The following is an 18894-nucleotide window of genomic DNA, read 5'->3' on the forward strand; positions in this document are numbered from 1 at the left end:
TGGGCGTGACCATCGGGTATCGGATGACGATAGCCGACGACTGCCCCGCCATCCATAGACCGTTGTGCCCCGGACTGGGCGTCGCGTCCCGCCCCCCCTCACGCGCTGCGCAGGGTCATCCGCTGCGGGGCGGTGGGGTGCAGCAGGTCGGCGAGGCGGCCGGCCAGGGCGCGGCCCTTCTCGGTCAGGGTCACGATCTTGCGCCGGCGTTCGCGCGGGTCCTCCTCGGCGCGGACGAGGTCCAGCCCCTCCTTGCCGAAGCTGTGCCAGCGCGACAGCGCGGCCACGTTGCGCGAGGCGGAGGACTGGGCGATGCCCAGCCGCTCCGACAGGTCCCGGATCGACAGCCCCTCGTTCTGGGCGATCGTCAGGAAGGACAGCGCGTACTGGATGGGCAGGTCCGGGTCGAGGGTGCGGAGTTCCTCCAGCACCCTGACCAGCGGGTCGAGCGCTTCAGGACGCCAGTCTGCGCCCCTGATGGGTACGGCCATAGTCCGTCGGTCCTCTCGCCACCGGCCGCCAGCGGGCCGGGGTGTAGATCAGATGGAGGCGCCCGAGCCAGACGAGGAACTCCCCGTTCTCCCGGCGGACCTGAAGGCCGCGCGGCAGGGAGGCCCAGCGCGCCAGCTCAACGTAAAGCTTGGGCCCCCGGCCCAGTGACACAAAGAAGCTCATTATCTCCCCCGGATGTCGGAAATCCTTGATGCGCGTCGGCCTGTCCGTGGCGTGCGGTACCGGACGGGCGGTCGACATCGACGCCGGCGGCGCCGGCTGTCGCGCCGAAGACGGGGTAGGTCTTGAACATCATGGATCTCCTCCTGGGGGTTTCTGACGGCCGATCTATCCTCGAAAGACGGGAGGGATGCAAGCCACGATCTGTCCCGGCCCTCGACCAGTTCCGGGATCGGATGCATCGGGAACAAGGACAACCGGCCCTCGGTTCCGGCTCCCTGTCCCTGCTGGCGGCCGACCACACGCGGCAACATGGACGCCTCGAAAAGCCGTCGCGCTGTGAGTGTTTCCGTGATTTCGTTGGGTCGCAGGCCGATGGGGACGGGTCATGGGCGGGCAACCGGGGCTGTTCGATCTTCAGGACCGTTACGCCGAGCTGAGTGCGGGAGGTGATCCGCTGGAAGGCTGTCGGCGGTGGTTGACTTCGAGGTGTTCCGGGCGACGTTGGGCGCGGCCCTGGGGCGCAAGGACCGCTCCAGGGCGGTCGGCCGCCGATGGACGTGGTGATGATGTTCAAGATCCTGGTGCCCCAGGCGCTGTACGGTCTGTCGGACGAGCAGGCCGAGGACCAGGTCCGCGGCCGGCTGTCGTTCATGCGCTTTCTCGGGTTGGGCCTGGGCGACCGGGTTCCGGATCGCACGACGATCTGGCTGTTCCGCGAGGCGCTGGTGACGGCGGGGCGATGGAGGGGCTGTGCGCCCGCTTCGACGCGGCGCTGAAGGATCGCGGCTGCTTCGCGCTGGGCGGCCAGATCATCGACGCCTCGGCCCGCATAGCGCCGAAACCGCCCAGCCCGGCCACCGTCACAGCCAAAACCAGGGCATCGGCTCACAGACAGCGCCGAATTCCCGCCGCATCACCCTCTCGTCAGTCCCTCGCAGCGATCAAACGCCGTTTATCGAGGTGTCCTTATGAATACGACGAACATCGAACGGCATAGTCGAGCACGCCAAGTCGAACTTGGTAAATCTCTGGTCAATAGCAAGAAGATTTACCTGGACACCTGCTTTTGGATCAAAATACGGGACGCAGCATTAGGAATTCTTGCCGAATCATCGGCGTGTAGATTGCTTGATAATCTACGCTCTGGTGTTGCCGGTGGTCGCTTTGTTTGCCCAATCAGCGCTAGTATGTTCCTTGAGCTGATGAAGCAGCCCTACACATCAGATCGGCGGATCGGCACAGCACGGCTCATCGACGAACTTAGCCTTGGGATCGCGATGGTTCCGTCCCACATTGTTATGGAGACAGAGATTTACTTATTTTTTTCTGCGCTGCAAAGTGGATGCCGATCTTTGTTCTATACAAGAATTGATCTGGACCAAGATCGCCTGCGTCCTTGGCAAAATCTACCCTTCAATTGCGCAGCTTTCCCCAGCCGAAGATCTGGCCATGCAAAGGTCCTTCTTTGACTTTCTCTGGAATTATTCACTGAGCGACATGGTGAACGCCATGGGCGACAACTGCCCATACCCGGATGGGTTTGCGGAGTTAAGCCGCGAAACTAATGAAAAAAACGCTCAGTACAAGGATGAGCTTCGTAGCTTTGCCAAAACCTATGATATCGAATTGAGGGGGCTATCGAGATTGCCGGGGAGGTGGCAGCAGATATTATTCATCAGCTTGCTGAAAAAGATGCTGGACGTGAATTATCACCTACACCAGGAGAGCGTGCAAACTCGGTCAATATATGCCGCAACTTGCTTTACCATGCCTTCAAAAGGCCGGAGACCAAGGGCGCGCTACGTTGCATCCATATCGGCGCATCCATTCATGCCGCTATGCGATGGGATAAGAGAAGGCAATACAAACCGAACGACTATTACGATTTCGAGCACGCTACCGCCGCCCTAAGCTATTGCGATGCCTTTCTAACCGAACGGCCGCTCCGGGACCTCGTGACTCGGCCACAGATAAATTTGGAATCAATAAACGGATGTCGCGTATTTTCAGACATCGAAGAGGCTGCCGATTACATTGAAAGACTTTTGTTATCTGAATGAAATACGGTAATAAATCAACTCCAGTTGGCGGATATCTTTGTCTATCTGCTTCAGTTCATGCACGGACCCACGGAAGGCTCCGCGGCGCGGCAGGCTTTCCGGGTCTATCTCCGGGAGGAGACAGGACTTGGCTCCATGTGCCAGAGTCGGGTCTGGCCCATCCAACCCGTCTGGTATCGCTGAAGAGCATTGATCAAGGGGGGGAAGGAACGACCGCCGTGTTTCCACTGGGGTGGCACGGGAACCACCCGCTGACGGTCGCCCCTGATATGTATCGCCTGGATACGCGGATTTCAAGGGCCTTGGCGCCTCCGGCACTGGTCCGGGAGCGCTCCGCCGGCCCCCCTCAGCCCACGCTGCGGCGCACGGCCATCGCGGTCTTGCTGCCGCGGGCGAGGCCCGCCAGCGGGGAGGGGGTGCTTCCCTGGCTGCCCGGGGGACCACCCGGGGGGCCGCCCGCATGGCCGCCGCGGGGGGCGCCCGGCGGGCGGCGGGCGGGGCGGGGGTCCTCGTCGAACAGTTCCGCCAGCTTCTCCATCACCGTACCGCCGAGCTGCTCGGCATCCACGATGGTGACGGCGCGGCGGTAGTAGCGGGTGACGTCGTGGCCGATGCCGATGGCGATCAGCTCCACCGGGCTGTGCGCCTCGATCTGGCCGATCACCTGGCGCAGGTGCCGCTCCAGATAGTTGCCGGCATTGACGGACAGGGTGCTGTCGTCCACCGGCGCCCCGTCGGAGATCACCATCAGGATGCGCCGCTGCTCCGGCCGCGCGATCAGCCGGCCGTGCGCCCAGAGCAGGGCCTCGCCGTCGATGTTCTCCTTCAGGATGCCCTCGCGCAGCATCAGCCCCAGGTTCCGGCGCGCCCGCCGCCAGGGCGCGTCCGCCGACTTGTAGACGATGTGGCGCAGGTCGTTCAGGCGGCCCGGTGCCGGCGGCTTGCCGGCGGCGATCCAGCGTTCCCGGCTCTGGCCGCCCTTCCAGGCGCGGGTGGTGAAGCCCAGGATCTCCACCTTCACGCCGCAGCGTTCCAGGGTGCGGGCCAGGATGTCGGCCGACATGGCGGCGATGGTGATGGGCCGGCCCCGCATCGAGCCGGAATTGTCGATCAGCAGCCCCACCACCGTGTCGCGGAAATCCGTCTCGTTCTCGCGCTTGAAGGAGAGCGGCAGCACCGGGTTCACCACCACGCGCGACAGCCGGGCGGCGTCCAGGATGCCTTCCTCCAGGTCGAACTCCCAGGCGCGGGTCTGCTTCGCCAGCAGGCGGCGTTGCAGCCGGTTGGCCAGCTTGGCGATCATGCCGTGCAGGTGCTGGAGCTGCTGGTCCAGCATCAGGCGCAGCCGGGCCAGCTCGTCGGGGTCGCACAAATCGTCGGCCTCCACCACCTCGTCGAACTCTGTGGTGAAGGCGCGGTAGGCGGCGGGATCGGGTTCGTTGCGCCGCGCATCGGGGCGGCCGGGCCGGCCGGGCGCGCCCGGCTCCTCGCTGCCGGCACCCTCGGTCGTCTCGGCCTCCTCCTCGCGGCTCTCGCCGCCGGCGGCCATCTCCTCGGCGGGGGCCTGCTGTTCCTCCCCGCTGGCGGACTCCTGGGCGTCGCCGCCCTGCTGCTCGCCGCCCTCGCTCTGCTCCTGGTCGTCGCCGCTGTCCTCCGGCGTGTCGGTCTGCGGCTGTTCCTCGCCGGGCTCGGGCTCCGGCTCGGCGCCCACCTCCATGTCCAGGTCGGCCAGCAGCCGGCGGGCGGTGCGGGCGAAGGCCTCCTGGTCGTGCATGACCCGGCCCAGCTCCTCCAGCCCGTGGCCCAGCTTCTCCGTCACCCAGGGCCGCCAGAGCGCGACCGCGGCGGCGGCCGAGGCCGGCGGTGTCTCCCCGGTCATGGCCTCGCGCGCCAGCAGGCGCAGCGCGTCGGCCAGCGGCGCCTGCTCGCGCTCGGTGATGCGGTCGAAGCCCTGGCGGCGGTAGCGCTCCTCCAGCGCCGCCTCCAGGTTGGCGGCCACCCCGGCCATGGCCGAGGCGCCCAGCGCCTCGCAGCGGGCCTGCTCCAGCGCGTCGTAGGACTGCCGCGCCGTCTCCGAGGTCGGCTGGCGCAGCGCGTGCAGGGCGGCGTCGTGGTGCTTCAGGCGCAGGGCCACGGCGTCGGCCGCGCCGCGCACCCCGGCCACGTCGCGCGGGTTCAGGTCGCGCGCCGGCAGCGGCACCCGCACCCGCGTGCCGCTGGCCCCCGCCGGCTCGGCGGAGAACCCCACGGTCAGCTCGCGCTTCTCCGCGATCGCCCGCACGCAGGCGCCGGTGGCGCGCTTGAAGACCTCCAGGGGGGATTCGGACTGCGTCATGGCCTCAGGTCCCGGTACGGGTCGGTGGGTCGGGGCGGTACTGCGTCATGCTGCGTACCGTGCCAGGAAAACACGGATGGACACGGATGAAAACGGATACACACGGATCGCGGCGTCAGCCGCTGTCAGTCTTCGTTTCTTATCCGTGTTCATCCGTGCCGATCCGCGTTCATCCGTGTTCCCTGGCTCCCCCGCGGAGCGTCGGACAGTCCCGGCCGAAGGTTCCCTGAACACGGATGGACACGGATGAAGACGGATACCCACGGATCGCGGCGTCAGCCGCTGTCAGTCTTCGTTTCTTATCCGTGTTCATCCGTGCCGATCCGCGTTCATCCGTGTTCCCCGGCTCCCCTGCCGCCCGCGGGACAGCCCCAGGCAGAGGTTCCCTGAACACGGATGGACACGGATGAAAACGGATACACACGGATCGCGGCGTCAGCCGCTGTCATTCTTCATTTCTTATCCGTGTTCATCCGTGCCGATCCGCGTTCATCCGTGTTCCCCGGCTCCCCCGCGGACCGCCGGACGGCTCCGGGCAAAGGCTCCCTGAACACGGATGAAGACGGATACCCACGGATCGCGGCGTCAGCCGCTGTCATTCTTCGTTTCTTATCCGTGTTCATCCGTGCCGATCCGCGTTCATCCGTGTTCCCCGGCTCCCCCGCGGAGCGTCGGACAGTCCCGGCCGGAGGTTCCCTGAACACGGATGGACACGGATGAAAACGGATACACACGGATCGCGGCGTCAGCCGCTGTCAGTCTTCATTTCCTATCCGCGTTCATCCGTGCCGATCCGCGTTCATCCGTGTTGCCCGGCACCCCCGCCGCCCGCCGGACAGCCCCAGGCAGAGGTTCCGTGAACACGGATGGACACGGATGAAGTCGGATACACACGGATCGCGGCGTCAGCCGCTGTCAGTCCTCGTTTCTTATCCGTGTTCATCCGTGCCGATCCGCGTTCATCCGTGTTCCCCGGCTCCCCCGCGGACCGCCGGACGGCTCCGGGCAGAGGCTCCCTGAACACGGATGGACACGGATGAAGACGGATACGCACGGATCGCGGCGTCAGCCGCTGTCAGTCTTCGTTTCTTATCCGTGTTCATCCGTGCCGATCCGCGTTCATCCGTGTTCCCCGGCTCCCCCGCGGACCGCCGGACGGCTCCGGGCAGAGGCTCTCTGAACACGGATGGACACGGATGAAGACGGATACGCACGGATCGCGGCGTCAGCCGCTGTCAGTTTTCGTTTCTTATCCGTGCTCATCCGTGCCGATCCGCGTTCATCCGTGTTCTCCGGCTCCCCTGCCGCCCGTCGGACAGCCCCGGTCAGCCGTTCAGCACCCGCGCATAGGTCAGTTTCGGGGTGCCGAAGTTCAGCAGCAGCCCCGCGCGCAGGCCGCTGGCGCGCAGGTAGTTCAGGAGCTGCGCCCGGTGTGCGGGCAGCAGCGCCGCCACGGCCTTCAGCTCGACGATCACCCGCCCGTCCACCACCAGGTCGGCGATGTAGCTGCCGCAGTCGGCATCGCGGTAGCGGACGCGGAAATGGACCTCCTCGCGGGGCCTGAGGCCTCGCAGCATCAGTTCGTGCAGCAGCGCCTTGCGGTAGACCCCTTCCAGGAACCCGTGCCCCAGGGCGGAAGAGACGGCGAACGCGGCCGACAGGATCTGTCCGGTCGTCTCCTGGATTTCCGGATCGATCGCCCCGTCCATTTCCTCCGCCCGTGTCTCCCCGCCGTGCCGCCGCCGCCTCAGACCAGGGTGGCCTTCACCCCGCTCTCCGGCAGTTCGGTGCCGAAGCAGCGCTGGTAGTATTCGGCCACGGTGGGGCGTTCCATCTCGTCGCACTTGTTCAGGAAGGTGACGCGGAAGGCGAAGGCGATGTCGCCGCCGAAGATCTCGGCGTTCTGGGCCCAGGTGATGACGGTGCGGGGGCTCATCACGGTGCTGATGTCGCCGGCGATGAAGCCGGCGCGGGTCAGGTCGGCCAGCCGCACCATGGCGTTGATCTTCCGCCGTCCCTCTTCGCTGTCATGGCCGGGCATCTTCGCCAGCACGATCTTCACCTCGTCGTCGTGCGGCAGGTAGTTCAAGGTCGCCACGATGTTCCAGCGGTCCATCTGGCCCTGGTTGATCTGCTGGGTGCCGTGGTAGAGCCCGGTCGTGTCGCCCAGCCCCACCGTGTTGGCCGTGGCGAACAGGCGGAAGGCCGGGTGCGGCCGGATCACCTTGTTCTGGTCCAGCAGGGTCAGCTTGCCCTCCACCTCCAGCACGCGCTGGATGACGAACATCACGTCCGGCCGGCCGGCGTCGTACTCGTCGAAGACGATGGCGCAGGGATGTTGCAGCGCCCAGGGCAGGATGCCCTCGCGGTACTCCGTCACCTGCTTGCCGTCCTTCAGGACGATGGCGTCCTTGCCGATCAGGTCGATGCGGCTGATGTGGCTGTCCAGGTTGATGCGGATGCAGGGCCAGTTCAGCCGCGCCGCCACCTGCTCGATGTGGGTGGACTTGCCGGTGCCGTGATAGCCCTGGATCATGACCCGCCGGTTGTAGGCGAAGCCCGCCAGGATCGCCATGGTCGTTTCGCGGTCGAAACGATAGGCGTCGTCCACCTCCGGCACATGCTCGCTGGCCTGGCTGAAGGCCGGCACCTGCATGTCGCTGTCGATGCCGAAGATCTGGCGCACGGCGACCTTGATGTCGGGAAGCTCGGGGCGGGCGGGGGTCGTGGCCATCGTGGGGGCTTGCTCTTCTGTTGCGGCGGCGGAACGGTCGGGTCGGGCGGCGGCCGGGGGTTTTTGTTTCGTGGGCGGAAGGATCATCCGGCGGCGTAGCTGGCGCGCAGCGTGCGGTAGGCCTGGTTGATGCGCTTCAACCGCTCCTCCGCCTCCTTGTCGCCGCCGTTGGTGTCGGGGTGGTGCGCCTTGGCCAGTTCCCGGTAGCGCGCCTTGATGCGGGCGAAGTCCACCGGCGGCTCCAGGTCCAGCACGGCCAGCGCCTCCTCCTCCGGGGTGCGGGGGCGTCTGGTGCGGACCTCGGCCGCGGCCTCGCCGTCCCATTCCGGGCCGAAGGGAGAGGCGCCGTTGTAGAGGTCCTCCCGCGCGGACCGGCTCTGGGTGCGCCAGCGCCCCATGGGCCAGGTCGGGCGCTGCCAGGTGGTGTCCTGGCGCACCTGGGCCTCGATCTCCTGCTCCGACATGCCGGCGTAGAAGTCCCACGCCTTGTTGTAGTCGCGCACATGGTCCAGGCAGAACCACCAGTACTCGTTCAGGCGGTCGCGCGCCTTGGGCGCGCGGAAATCGCCGATCTCGCGGCAGCCCGGATGGTCGCACGGGCGGGCCTGCTGCCGGGGCGCGTCGTTGAAGTCGAAGGACAGGCCGAAGCGGTTCTTCTGCATGGGCGGAGTATGGGTCGGCGGCGGTCGGGTGACAAGGACGGCGGGGGGCGGGATCGCACCGGCGTCAGCCGCGCCCGCTGCCTGCGCGGCGGCTCCCCCCGCCGCGGGATCCCAGGCCCCGGCTTTCCGAGAGCGCGACCAGCACCAGCCCGCTGCCGATCAGGCCCAGCCCCGTCAGGTTCGTCCAGGTCAGCGGCTCGCCCAGCCACCAGGAGGACAGCAGCAGCCCCACCACCGGCGTGCCCAGCGTGCCCAGCGACGTGGTGATGGCCGGCAGCGCCCGGGTCACCGTCACCATGGCCCAGAAGCAGAAGGCCGTGCTGACCGGGCCGTTGTAGACCAGCACGGCGGCCAGCGTGCCCGACCACTCGATGCCGCGCCCGCCCTCCAGCAGCAGGGCGGCCGGCACCAGCACCAGGCTGGCGACCAGCGCCTGCCACGGCCCCAGGGACAGGGGCGTGCCCTCCCAGCGGTGGCCGCGCACCTGCACGATGTTCACGGCCCAGGCCAGGGCGGCCAGCAGCAGCAGCCCGTTGCCCAGCAGCACACCGCTGTCGCCCCAGTCGAACCCGGCCGGGTTGAACAGCACGGCGACGCCGGCCAGCCCGGCCACCAGCCCCGCCCCCTTCATCCAGGTCAGCCGCTCGCCCAGCACCAGCATCGCCATGGGCAGCACCCAGAGCGGCGTCGTGTAGGACAGGATGGCCGAGCGGCCGGCCGGTACGATCTGGAGCGCCAGCGCGATCAGCAGCACGAAGGCCGCCATCTGCAACAGCCCCACCCAGACGACGATGCGGCGGTCGTGGCGCGACGGCAGCCGCGCCTGTCCGGCCGCGGCGGCGACCAGGAACAGGGTGGCGCAGCCCAGCACCATGCGCGCCGCGGCGAAGGTGACGGGCGGCATCAGCTCCACCCCCACCTTCATCACCGGCCAGTTCGCCCCCCAGAGCAGGATCACCAGCCCCAGCAGCAGGGCGGCCACGGCCGGCCGCACGGGGGTACTGCCCGAGGCGAGGCCGGTCGGGTGAACGCTTGCCGGGGGTGCCGACGCCCCGGGCGTGGCGGGGGCGGACGGCAGGGAACGTGACGGCAGGGGGCCTGAAGGCCGGGGGCTCGTGTCTTGCATCGCGGATCCGGAGACGGCGGGACGGGGCAGGCGGGACGGCGGCGGGCGGCACGGCGGCGGGCGAATGCTGCCGGGCGTTGCCAGGAACGGCCGGGCGCGGCACTGTCGCCCGACGCCCGGACGCGACAAGGATAGCGGGGACGCCGCGCCCCGAGGGAGGCCATCTTGGACTACAGGACCCGCATCGAAGACAAGCTGACCCGGCACCTGGAACCGGTCCGGCTGCGCATCAAGGATGTTTCGCACCGGCATGCCGGCCATGCGCACAGGCGCGTCTCCGACGCCCCGGAGGGGGGCGAGACGCATTTCTCGGTCGAGGTCGTCTCCGCCCGGTTCGAGGGCATGGCCCGGCTGGCCCGGCACCGGCTGGTCAATGAGCTGCTGGCGGACGAGCTGAAGGAGCGGGTCCACGCGCTCCAGCTCCGCACCCTGACCCCGGCAGAGGATGCGGCGGCGACCGACAGCCGGCGCTGACGCCGCCGGTCATTCCAGCCCGGCCGGCACGGGGGCCGGCCGCGCGGGTCCGGCGTGCAACCCTTGGGGTATGCTATTTCGGGGGCATTACCCGATCAGCGGGAAAATGGTTGAACGGGTCATAGGACCGGCCATATTATAGCATTCAAGCCGGAGCCGCGCCGCGCGGGTCCGGCCCTGCCCTTTGACCGAAGCCCCATCCGTAGCCGGAGCGTCCACCGTGCCGCCGCGTTCCAAGCGCCTGTCGGGCAACGCCAGACCGGGGGAAAGCCCCCAGATCATCCGCAACGTCACCGTGCTGGGCCAGCGCACCAGCGTCCGGCTGGAGCCGGAGATGTGGGACGCGCTGCTGGACGTCTGCCGGCGCGAGGGCCGCAGCGTCCATGAGGTGTGCAGCCGGATCGCCGAGGCGAAGCCGCCCGCCGCCTCGCTGACGGCGGCGATCCGGGTCTTCCTGCTCTCCTATTTCCGCCGCGCCGCCACGGAACAGGGCCATGTCCGCGCCGGCCACGGCGACGGCCGCGCCGGGGTGGTGGAGCGCGCCTTTCCCGGCACCCTCCTGCCCCCGGCGGCCGCCCCCCCGCCCGCGTAAGGGCGCCCCTCAGCCACCCTTCAGCCGCCCGGCGGGCCGGCGGGCTGGCGCGAGGGCGGCGGCGGTCCGGCCGGGCTCTCCGTTCCGCCCGGGCGTGGCGGGCTGCCGGCCTCCGGCCCCGTGACCGGCTCGCCGCCTGCCGTCGCGTCCGGGCCCGCCGTCGCGCCGGGAGCGCCGGGAGCGCCGGGAGCGACCCCGCGGTCCGGTGCCGCGTCCGGCAGGGCCGGGTCGGGCGGCGGGGCGACGCTGCCCGGATGCGGCCCGGGGGTGGTGACGCCGGCGGGACTCTCCAGCCCCACCTCCGGGTCCAGCAGATCGACACGGTCGTCCACCTGCGTGTCCAGCCGGTCCGCCTGCGGCACCGGGGCCGCCGCGTCGCCTCCGGCCGGATCGCCGGTCGTCCGGCCCGGTAGCGGCGCCGGCCGCAGCCCGTCGCCCGGCGGCGGCTCCGTCAGCGGCGACGCGGGCCGCCCGGCCGTCGCGTCCGGCCCCGACTGTCCCGCCGCGGGCAGGGGGAGCAGCAGGGCCGGGAGCAGCAGCAGCGGCATCAGGCGCCGGCGGGCGGGCGCAGGGGCGGGCGCGGCGGCGGGGGCGCGGGCCGGGCGCCGGTCGATCGTCTGTTCCGTCGGCAGGTCTGTCGGCATGTCTGTCGGCATGGGGGGGATCGCTCCTCGAAAGCCGTGTCCCCGCCCAACAGCCACTCCCCACGCCCGTTCCGCCGCCCTGTCTCCCGTCCCGGCCCTGGCCCAGACCCCGTTGCAATCCCATCAACCACGGAGCATGAAACCAGAGGACGCCAGTTCTGATAAGACGCACGCTGGAGTGCAGGTCACGTTCAATATCTCCCGAAGCTTCACATTCCTCGGGCGTCCGGTATCCGCCTTCTTCAGCATCGGCGGTTCTATCAGAGACCGTTCCTCATCGGTCAGGTCTGTCACATACCGATTTGTCTTCTTCTTGATTCTCGCCATCCGGCCGCGCGTCGCTTCGTTCTACATACGAAGCTTGAATCACGACACGCTCTCCGCGCCAACCGTTTTCAAACAGACTCTTAATTCGACCATGACGGTGCTAGTGTGAAGCGCCTTCGATGAAGGCTGGTTCTCTCCGTTGCAAGAAAACTTTTTCGCGGGAAATGCAGGATTTCGTACAACCAAGGCCGAAGACTGAGACGGTCCGGAGCCGGGGGCGTCCCCGCGATCCGGAGAAGGATCGTCTCATCCGGGATGCGACATGGACGCTCATTGCCCGCCATGGCTATGACGCCCTGACATTCGAGGCGATCGCCCAGGAGGTCGGGTGCAGCCGGACCACGCTCTATCGCCGGTTCCCGACGAAAGAGGAACTGGTCACGACGGTGCTGGAAAAGACGTTGCGTGGGGTGGAACCCGTCATCCGGGACGACATGTCGCCGCGCGATGTGCTGATCATGTTGGTGCAGGTCGGTGTGGACTATCTGTCGGGGCATCGCGGGGCGGCGATCCTGAATGTCGCCTCCGCCGCGCGCAGCAAGCCGGAACTGGCCCGCGTCTTCGACAAGCATCTGGCCAATGTCGCCCCGTACTATGTCTCACAACTGCGCCGTCTGGCGCCTGAGGCCGACGATGCCAGGGTGGAATTCGTGCTGCACACACTGATGGGCAGCTTCATTCACCATATTGCCATCCGCCGGGTCAGCCTGTCCCAGGCACAGATGGAAGATCTGGTCGACCAGGCCATCGCCCTGGTCAGCAAGCACTGACCGTGCCTGCGGAATCTATCATCCCCCTGCCGGTCGGGGTTCGGCTTCGCCTCACTCCGACCGGCAGGGGGGCCGCTGCCATGGACCGCGTGCCTTTGCGGGTTCACACCTCGTCGATCGATTTGATGCCGCCGTCCGTACCGGGAAGGATGCGGTAGCTTTTCAGGGTGAACCGCTTGTAATCCCGGCTCAACACCGTGGTGACGCCGATCAGGTCGACCTTCGCTTCCTCTGCCGACAGGGTCAGCAGGGCGAAACCCTTGGTCAGGTGCTGGTTGAACAGCACCTCCTCGCAGGCGTCGGCGAAGGCCGGCCCCAGTTCGACATTGCCCAGCATGTTGCCCAGGCTGCTGCTGGTGATGGCCGTCGTGCCGATCTCCGCGGCGATGCGGCGGCGACCGGCCCCGTTCAACTCGTTCATCCAGAAGGCGTGGCTGTCGCCGGACAGGATCAGCGGCCGGGCGCCGGACTCCACCAGAATGGCATCCATGCGGGCGCGGGCGGCCGGATAGGCATTCCAACCGTCGAATTCAAACGGGATGTCGCGGGGCAGATCGGCCAACTGGCGGACCCAGGGACGCAGATAGGGCGTCATCTGTGCCAGCGCCTTTTCCCAGCCGTCCTTGCCCATGGCGGCGACGACATCGACGCCGGTGGTGCGGGCCATGACCACCTGGTTGCCCAGGATCTGCCAGGGCTTGCCGGCGCGGACGGAGGTTTCAAGCTGGGCGCGCAGCCATTTTTCCTGGGCATCGCCCAGCACGCTGCGCGACGGATCCTCGATCCGTTTCCTCAGCGCGTCGGTATCCAGCTTGATGCCATAGGGGGCGGGGATGGGCTTGCCGGTGCGGGCGGCTGTCAGCACGTCCTTGACGATGGCGGCATCGGTCACCGGTACGGGCTTGGCCGGGTCGGTCCTGTCCACCACCAGCCAGTGCGCGTCCTGCGGGTCGCGCAGGCTGATCTGCCGGCTGCGGCCGATATGCCGGTTCTCCAGCATGACCAGCGTGGCCAGGTCGCCCAGCTCGAACGTGCGGTTGATCTCCTCGAACCCACGGCCCTGTTCGGGCTCCCGGATGGGAATCCATTCGTAATAGGCGCGGATGGAGGCCGCGCGCCGTTCGACCCAGTCGCCTTCATCGGGCTGGTGATTCTGGGCACCGCCGGTCCAGCAATCGTTCGCCGTCTCATGGTCGTCCCAGACGCAGATCCAGGGCGCGCGGGCGTGGGCCGCCTGCAGGTCCGGGTCCAGCCGGTAGCAGGAATGCCGCTCCCGGTAATCGGCCAGGGTCACGGCCTCGTGCAGCGGGGTGGGCGCGCGACCGATCTTCTGCCCGATCGACATGCCCAACTGGTCCGGCGCACCGCCATATTCATAGATATAGTCGCCCAGATGCAGCATCAGGTCGACCCGCTCCAGCTTCGCCATCTCCTTGTAGGCGTTGAAGAAGCCGGTGGAATACAGCGCGCAGGACGCCACGGCGATGACCATGTCCTTGACCTTGCCTTCCGGCAGGGTCTGGGTCTGGCCGACGGGCGACGTCTGCCCACCGCAGCGGAAGCGGTAATGATAGCGGGTCAGCGGCCGCAGGCCGGTGACATCCACCTTGACCGTGAAGTCACGGGCGGCGCTGGTGCGCGCCGTGCCCCGACGGACGGACCCCTTGAACTGGGGATCCTCCGCGATCTCCCAATCCACATCCACGGGGCCGGCATCGGCCTGGGCGGGCGTTACGCGCGTCCACAGGATCACGCGGTCCTGGCGCGGGTCGCCCGAGGCCACGCCGTGGCGGAAGCTGACGGCCGAGACCTCGGCTGCACCGGCAGCCGTGCCGATGGTGGCCGACAGGGTGGCGGCACCGGCCAGGCCCAGGGCGCCGCGTCGATTGATTTTCATGATGGCATCTCTTCCGTTTCTGGATGTCCGGGGGCGGTGCGATCGGCCGCACCGCCCCCGGTTGCCGTCAGAACCTGACATTCAGATCGACGCGGACCGTGCGGCGCGTGCCGGACACGAAGGTCGGCATGCCGAACGAGTCACCCGTATTGCCGGCATCGACAATGAACTTGCGGTCCAGCAGGTTCTCGCCCACCAGGTCGATGGACCAGGGGCCGCTTTCCGGCGTGAAGGACAGCTTGGCGTTCAGCAGGCCATAGGCCTTCTGCACCTCGTCCACCTTGGTGTCGGAATAGGCGGCGGGGGTGCGCACTTGCAGGTCGGCGCGGTCATTGTCGTCGGAGAAGAACATCCGCGACTGCCAGCTATAGAAGGGCGCGAAGGCCACGGTGCCGAACGGCACGTCCGCCGTGGCGTTCAGGCCGATGGCGAACTTGTGGTCCGGGCTGTTGCGGAACTGGTTGCCCTCATAGGCGCCATTGTCGAAGCGCGCATGGTTATAGGCATAGGTGCCCAGCACGGACAGATCGGGAATGATCTGCCAGCTCACCTGGGTCTCAAAGCCGGTGGCGCTGGCGTCGCCGGCATTGACCGAGGTCAGCACGCCATCGACGCGCTGCTTCGTCTGGAAGTTCGAATAGGTGTAGTGATAGACGGAGGCGTCGCCTTGCAGGCGGCCGTTGAACAGGCGGTACTTCACGCCGACCTCGCTGGAGGACAGCTTTTCCTCCGGCACCAGGTCGGCCCGGCCCGAGGAGGTCAGTTCCACCACATCCGGCCGCTTGCCCACGCCATGCACGGCATAGAGATTGACCGACGGCGTGAGGGCATAGCGCACGCCCACGCGCCCCGTCACCAGGGTGGAGGAATGGTCAGCCGTCACGGCGACGCCGCCGGGGGTGGAGGTGATGAGCAGGCCCTTGCCTGTCAGCTTTGACACGCCCAGCGGCGTGTTGGCCAGCAGCGACACGTCCTTTTCGTCCCAGGTCACGCGCCCACCGACGAAGGTTTCCAGCGTGTCGGTGATGTGCCAGGTGCCGTCGGCGAAGATGTCGTAGGTTTCGATATCCGCCTTCTGCACCTTGCGGTCCAGGTGGAAGGCCTTGTAATTGGCGGCCCTGGCGCCCAGCGCGCTGATGATCTGATTGTTGGTCAGGCCCCTGGGCGCATAGCGTTGCAGGTTGCCGCTCAGCAGCAGGGCCATGGCCCGCTCGTCCGACCCCAGATCGACCGACAGGTCGTTCTTGGCCTTGAAATAGCCGGCGCCGATGAAGCCTTCGAACGGGCCGACATCGCTGATGTTCAGGCGGACTTCCTCGGAATATTGCCGGCCGCCATTGCACTGTTCATAGGCGATGATGTTGGTGGGCGTGCCATCAATGTCACCGGCCTGGCAGGCGCTGTACCAGCGATAGCCGCTGATGGAGGTGAGCGACAGATTGTCGTTGATCTCCAGGCGGGCCGTGCCGCTGAGGCCCAGCACCTCGCGGTCGGTATAGGCGGCCGGCATCTGTCCGAAGGTGCCGATATGGGTCGGGGACCAGAAATTCAGGTCACCCTCGACGGCGCCCGTCTGCTGGTTCAGCGGCAGGAACAGGCCCGATTTGAAGGCGCCACCGCTGTCGGTGTCGTCTTTGTCATAGGTGCCGGCGAAATCGAAGGAGAAAGCGCCGTCCGGCGCGTAGCTGGCGGTCAGGCGATAGGCGCGGGCATCGATATTGTTATAGCTGTCGTCGCTTTCCGCATCCTTCACATAGCCATTCTGTTTGTGGACCAGGGCGCCGGCGCGGATACCGAAATCATCCGTCAGCGGCACATTGACCACGCCCTGCACCTGGCGATAGCCGTAAGTGCCGATGCCGGTCTTGAATTCGGCCCCCAGCTCGGGGGTCGGCAGCTTCTGGAACACCGACACCCCGCCATTCAGCGCCGAACGGCCGTGCAGCGTGGATTGCGGGCCCTTTTCCACTTCCACCCGATCGACATCGAACATCTCGCCATAGGCCGAGGCGATCTGGGTGATGGGAATGCCATCCTGGAACAGGGCCACGCGCGGCTCGCTGGCCGGGGACGTGTCATCGGAGGTGATGCCGCGCAGGGAGATGCCGGGCAGCAGACGGTCCTGCAACTGGATGACCAGACCGGGCGTGATCTGGGCCACGCGGTTCAGTTCCGTGGCGCCGATCTGGGACAGCAGCTCGCTGTCATAGGCGCTGATCGACATGGGCACGTCGGAGATGCGCTGCGCGCGCTTCTGGGCCGTGACGATGATCTCCTGAATTTCCTCCACAGGTTCTGCTGCGCCGGCGGGCGTCGCCGTCTGGGCATGGGCGAGCGAACCTGTGCCCAGCAGCATCGCCGTGAGCAGGCTGACCTTCTTCATGATGTGATTTTCCTCCCCATCATCTATTATCGATGCGAGGCCGTGCCGCTAATAGATGATGGCTTCAACACTGATTTCGATACGCCACTGTATCGTAATTATGTTGCAGATATATGTAGCCCTTGCGGACCATCGACGCATGGCCGCCCGGGACCCGGAAATCGGGGGTGTGTGGGGACGGGAGTGAACCGCCTCCCGAGGTCAGTTCTCGCTGACGGGCTCCCCGACCGTATCGTCGCCGTTCCCCGGCGGGCAAGGACAGGAGGGCGGCGGGATCGTCCGTCCCGCCGCCCTGTCTCCCGTCCCGGCCCTGGCCCCGACCCGGCCCTGGCCCCGTCCCGGCTCAGGCGGCGGTGCGGGTGCCGTCTTCCGCCGCGGCCATGGAGGTGCGGACGACGCTCACCAGCACGGTGCGCAGGTCGCTGACCGCGTGCGCCACGTCGGCGGCGGTGGCGCGCACCGTGTCGGCGTGCTCGCCGGTCGCCGTCGCCTCGGCGGAGACGGCGGCGATGCGGGTGGAAACCTCGCGCGCCGCGTCGGCCGCCTGGATGATGTTGCGGCTGATCTCCTGCGTCGCCGCGCCCTGTTCCTCCACGGCGGCGGCGATGGTGCCGGCGATGTGGTCCATCTCCTCGATGGTGTGGCCGATCTCTTGCACCGCGGCCACGGCGGTGCGGGTGACGGCCTGGATCTCCGCGATCTGGCGGCCGATCTCGTCGGTCGAGCGGGAGGTCTGCGCGGCGAGGTTCTTCACCTCCCCGGCCACCACGGCGAAGCCCTTGCCGGCGTCGCCGGCCCGGGCCGCCTCGATCGTGGCGTTCAGCGCCAGCAGGTTGGTCTGGGCCGCGATCTCCGCGATCAGGGTCGCCACCTCGCCGATGCGGGCGACCGTCTCGGACAGGGTGTCGATGGTGCGGCGGGTGTGGTCGCCCTTCTCCACGGCGCGGCGACTGACGCTGCTGGCATAGCTCACCTGGGTGCCGATCTCGCGGATGGAGGCGGCCAGCTCCTCCGCCGCGGATGCCACGGTCTGCGCGTTGTGCAGGGACTGCTCGGCGGCGGCGGCCACGTTCTGGCTGTTGGCCGTGACCAGCCCGGCGGAGGTCGCCATGGCGTCGGCATGGGCGTCCATGTCGTGGGTGCGGGCGGCGACCTGGTCCACGGCGCTGCGCGTCTCCGTCTCCACCTTCTCGGCCATGCTCTCCAGGGCGGCGTGGCGGCGCCGTTCGGCCTGGGCGCGTTCCTCCGCCTGGGCGGTGCGCAACCGCCGCGCCTCCAGCCCGTGGCGCTTCAGCACCTCCACGGCGCGGGCCATGCGGCCCATCTCGTCGGCCTTGTCGGTGTGCGGCACGGCGACCGAGTAGTCGTCCCGCGCCAGCACGTCCAGCGTCGCCGTCAGCCGGGCGATCGGGCGGATCACCCGCATCAGCACGGCCAGGGCCCCGCCGACGGCGGCGACGATGCCGATGGCCAGCAGCAGTTCCGCCAGCCGGATGGCGACGGACTGGCTGTCGCGGGAGGTCTCGAAGATCAGCCCGGCATCGCCGACCTGGAGGTCGATGATGCGGGCGATCGTCTCCGTCACCGGGTCGATGCTCTGGTACAGCCGGTCCTTGACGAAGCCGTCCAGGGCCGCGCTGTCCTGCTCCTGAAGGATGCGGGTCAGATCCGCGATGGCCGCGTCCGCGCTGCGGAAGCGCGGCAGCGCCTCCTCCAGCAGGGCCTGTTCGGCGGCGCTGAAGCGGCGGCCGGTGGTGAAGGTCGCCCACTCGTCACGGATGTCGCGCACCGCCTTGGCGACCGAGGCCCGCCCCTCCGCCCAGGTGAAGTTGCCGTTGCGCACCTTGTGCGAGGCATCCACGACGAACACGGCATAGGCGTCGGAGATCACCTTCAGGTTCCGCTGCGGCACCACCTTGTCCTGGTACAGGGTCTCCAGGTTGCCGCTGGCGTCGGACAGGGTCTTCAGCCCCACCGCCGCCGTTCCCACGAGCAGGAGCCCCAGCGTCGCCAGGACCGCCAGGAGCATGGTCTTGATATCGAGCCGCATCACGAAGCCTCAGGAGGGCGCGGGGCGCCGGGCCGGACGGGCCGGTCCCGGAGGGGGACCCGCCACCGCGAAGGAAGAGCGCTGTGTAGCGGATGGTTTCGCTTCGCGCAAACAAACTCAAGACCAGGGAAAATTTTCGGCGCATTAATCTGTTCCGGATTCGGT

Annotated in this window: 16 protein-coding genes and 1 pseudogene; 6 read left to right on the forward strand and 11 right to left on the reverse strand. The window is 67.8% G+C overall.

The genetic code is table 11. The features are described 5' to 3' along the window. Positions 1 to 98 precede the first annotated feature (98 nt). Together ACFQPS_RS04555 and ACFQPS_RS04560 are read right to left on the reverse strand one after the other, a co-directional pair. Positions 99 to 491 (reverse strand): winged helix-turn-helix transcriptional regulator, encoded by a 393-nt coding sequence (locus tag ACFQPS_RS04555; RefSeq protein WP_377356821.1) that lies wholly within the window; start codon positions 489 to 491, stop codon positions 99 to 101. Positions 492 to 628: 137 nt separating this feature from the next. Continuing rightward, a complete protein-coding gene (locus tag ACFQPS_RS04560) occupies positions 629 to 808 on the reverse strand; it encodes a hypothetical protein (RefSeq protein WP_377356823.1) in 180 nt (59 codons plus the stop codon). A gap of 252 nt (positions 809 to 1060) precedes the next feature. On the opposite strand from ACFQPS_RS04560, the pseudogene ACFQPS_RS04565 reads away from it, so the two are divergent. The 3 genes and pseudogenes from ACFQPS_RS04565 to ACFQPS_RS04575 all read left to right on the forward strand — a co-directional run. Further along, positions 1061 to 1519, forward strand: a pseudogene (locus tag ACFQPS_RS04565) (transposase); the annotation flags it as partial. A 124-nt stretch (positions 1520 to 1643) separates the two neighbouring features. Beyond that, a complete protein-coding gene (locus ACFQPS_RS04570) occupies positions 1644 to 2144 on the forward strand; it encodes a hypothetical protein (RefSeq protein ID WP_377356825.1) in 501 nt (166 codons plus the stop codon). A 186-nt stretch (positions 2145 to 2330) separates the two neighbouring features. Beyond that, a complete protein-coding gene (locus tag ACFQPS_RS04575; RefSeq protein WP_377356827.1) occupies positions 2331 to 2735 on the forward strand; it encodes a hypothetical protein in 405 nt (134 codons plus the stop codon). Between the two features lie 346 nt (positions 2736 to 3081). On the opposite strand, the gene cobT is transcribed toward ACFQPS_RS04575, so the two are convergent. The 5 genes from cobT to ACFQPS_RS04600 all read right to left on the reverse strand — a co-directional run bounded on the left by cobT (position 3082) and on the right by ACFQPS_RS04600 (position 9460). Beyond that, positions 3082 to 5070: a cobaltochelatase subunit CobT gene (gene cobT / locus ACFQPS_RS04580; RefSeq protein ID WP_377356829.1), complete on the reverse strand. Its 1989-nt coding sequence runs from the start codon at positions 5068 to 5070 to the stop codon at positions 3082 to 3084. A 1325-nt stretch (positions 5071 to 6395) separates the two neighbouring features. Then, complete coding sequence (locus tag ACFQPS_RS04585; protein ID WP_377356830.1) at positions 6396 to 6779, reverse strand: GxxExxY protein; 384 nt, start codon at positions 6777 to 6779, stop codon at positions 6396 to 6398. Between the two features lie 38 nt (positions 6780 to 6817). Beyond that, positions 6818 to 7804, reverse strand: coding sequence for a cobaltochelatase subunit CobS (gene cobS / locus ACFQPS_RS04590; protein ID WP_377356831.1), 987 nt, complete (start codon positions 7802 to 7804; stop codon positions 6818 to 6820). Between the two features lie 83 nt (positions 7805 to 7887). After that, positions 7888 to 8466, reverse strand: a complete 579-nt coding sequence (locus tag ACFQPS_RS04595; protein ID WP_377356832.1) for a J domain-containing protein — start codon at positions 8464 to 8466, stop codon at positions 7888 to 7890. 64 nt (positions 8467 to 8530) lie between these two features. Further along, a complete protein-coding gene (locus tag ACFQPS_RS04600) occupies positions 8531 to 9460 on the reverse strand; it encodes a DMT family transporter (protein ID WP_377356833.1) in 930 nt (309 codons plus the stop codon). Positions 9461 to 9757: 297 nt separating this feature from the next. Between ACFQPS_RS04600 and ACFQPS_RS04605 the strand changes: the two genes are divergently transcribed. Both ACFQPS_RS04605 and ACFQPS_RS04610 read left to right on the forward strand, forming a co-directional pair. Continuing rightward, positions 9758 to 10066: a BolA family protein gene (locus ACFQPS_RS04605; protein WP_377356834.1), complete on the forward strand. Its 309-nt coding sequence runs from the start codon at positions 9758 to 9760 to the stop codon at positions 10064 to 10066. Positions 10067 to 10286: 220 nt separating this feature from the next. Beyond that, entirely contained in the window at positions 10287 to 10658 is a 372-nt protein-coding gene (locus tag ACFQPS_RS04610; RefSeq protein ID WP_377356836.1) for a ribbon-helix-helix domain-containing protein, read from the forward strand. Between the two features lie 20 nt (positions 10659 to 10678). Here ACFQPS_RS04610 and ACFQPS_RS04615 read toward each other — a convergent pair whose 3' ends face one another. Beyond that, positions 10679 to 11314, reverse strand: a complete 636-nt coding sequence (locus tag ACFQPS_RS04615) for a hypothetical protein (RefSeq protein ID WP_377356837.1) — start codon at positions 11312 to 11314, stop codon at positions 10679 to 10681. Positions 11315 to 11793: 479 nt separating this feature from the next. Here ACFQPS_RS04615 and ACFQPS_RS04620 point away from each other — a divergent pair, with 479 nt between their 5' ends. Beyond that, entirely contained in the window at positions 11794 to 12399 is a 606-nt protein-coding gene (locus tag ACFQPS_RS04620) for a TetR/AcrR family transcriptional regulator (protein ID WP_377356838.1), read from the forward strand. A 103-nt stretch (positions 12400 to 12502) separates the two neighbouring features. Here the strand turns inward: ACFQPS_RS04620 and ACFQPS_RS04625 are convergent, their stop codons facing one another. The 3 genes from ACFQPS_RS04625 to ACFQPS_RS04635 form a co-directional block, all read right to left on the reverse strand. Further along, positions 12503 to 14296 (reverse strand): alkaline phosphatase D family protein, encoded by a 1794-nt coding sequence (locus ACFQPS_RS04625; protein WP_377356839.1) that lies wholly within the window; start codon positions 14294 to 14296, stop codon positions 12503 to 12505. Between the two features lie 67 nt (positions 14297 to 14363). After that, on the reverse strand, positions 14364 to 16679 hold the full coding sequence (locus tag ACFQPS_RS04630; RefSeq protein ID WP_377356841.1) for a TonB-dependent receptor: 2316 nt from the start codon (positions 16677 to 16679) through the stop codon (positions 14364 to 14366). 343 nt (positions 16680 to 17022) lie between these two features. After that, a complete protein-coding gene (locus tag ACFQPS_RS04635; protein WP_377356842.1) occupies positions 17023 to 18729 on the reverse strand; it encodes a methyl-accepting chemotaxis protein in 1707 nt (568 codons plus the stop codon). Positions 18730 to 18894: the final 165 nt, after the last annotated feature.

Source organism: Rhodocista pekingensis (genome assembly GCF_042665545.1).
Taxonomy (GTDB): domain Bacteria; phylum Pseudomonadota; class Alphaproteobacteria; order Azospirillales; family Azospirillaceae; genus Rhodocista; species Rhodocista pekingensis.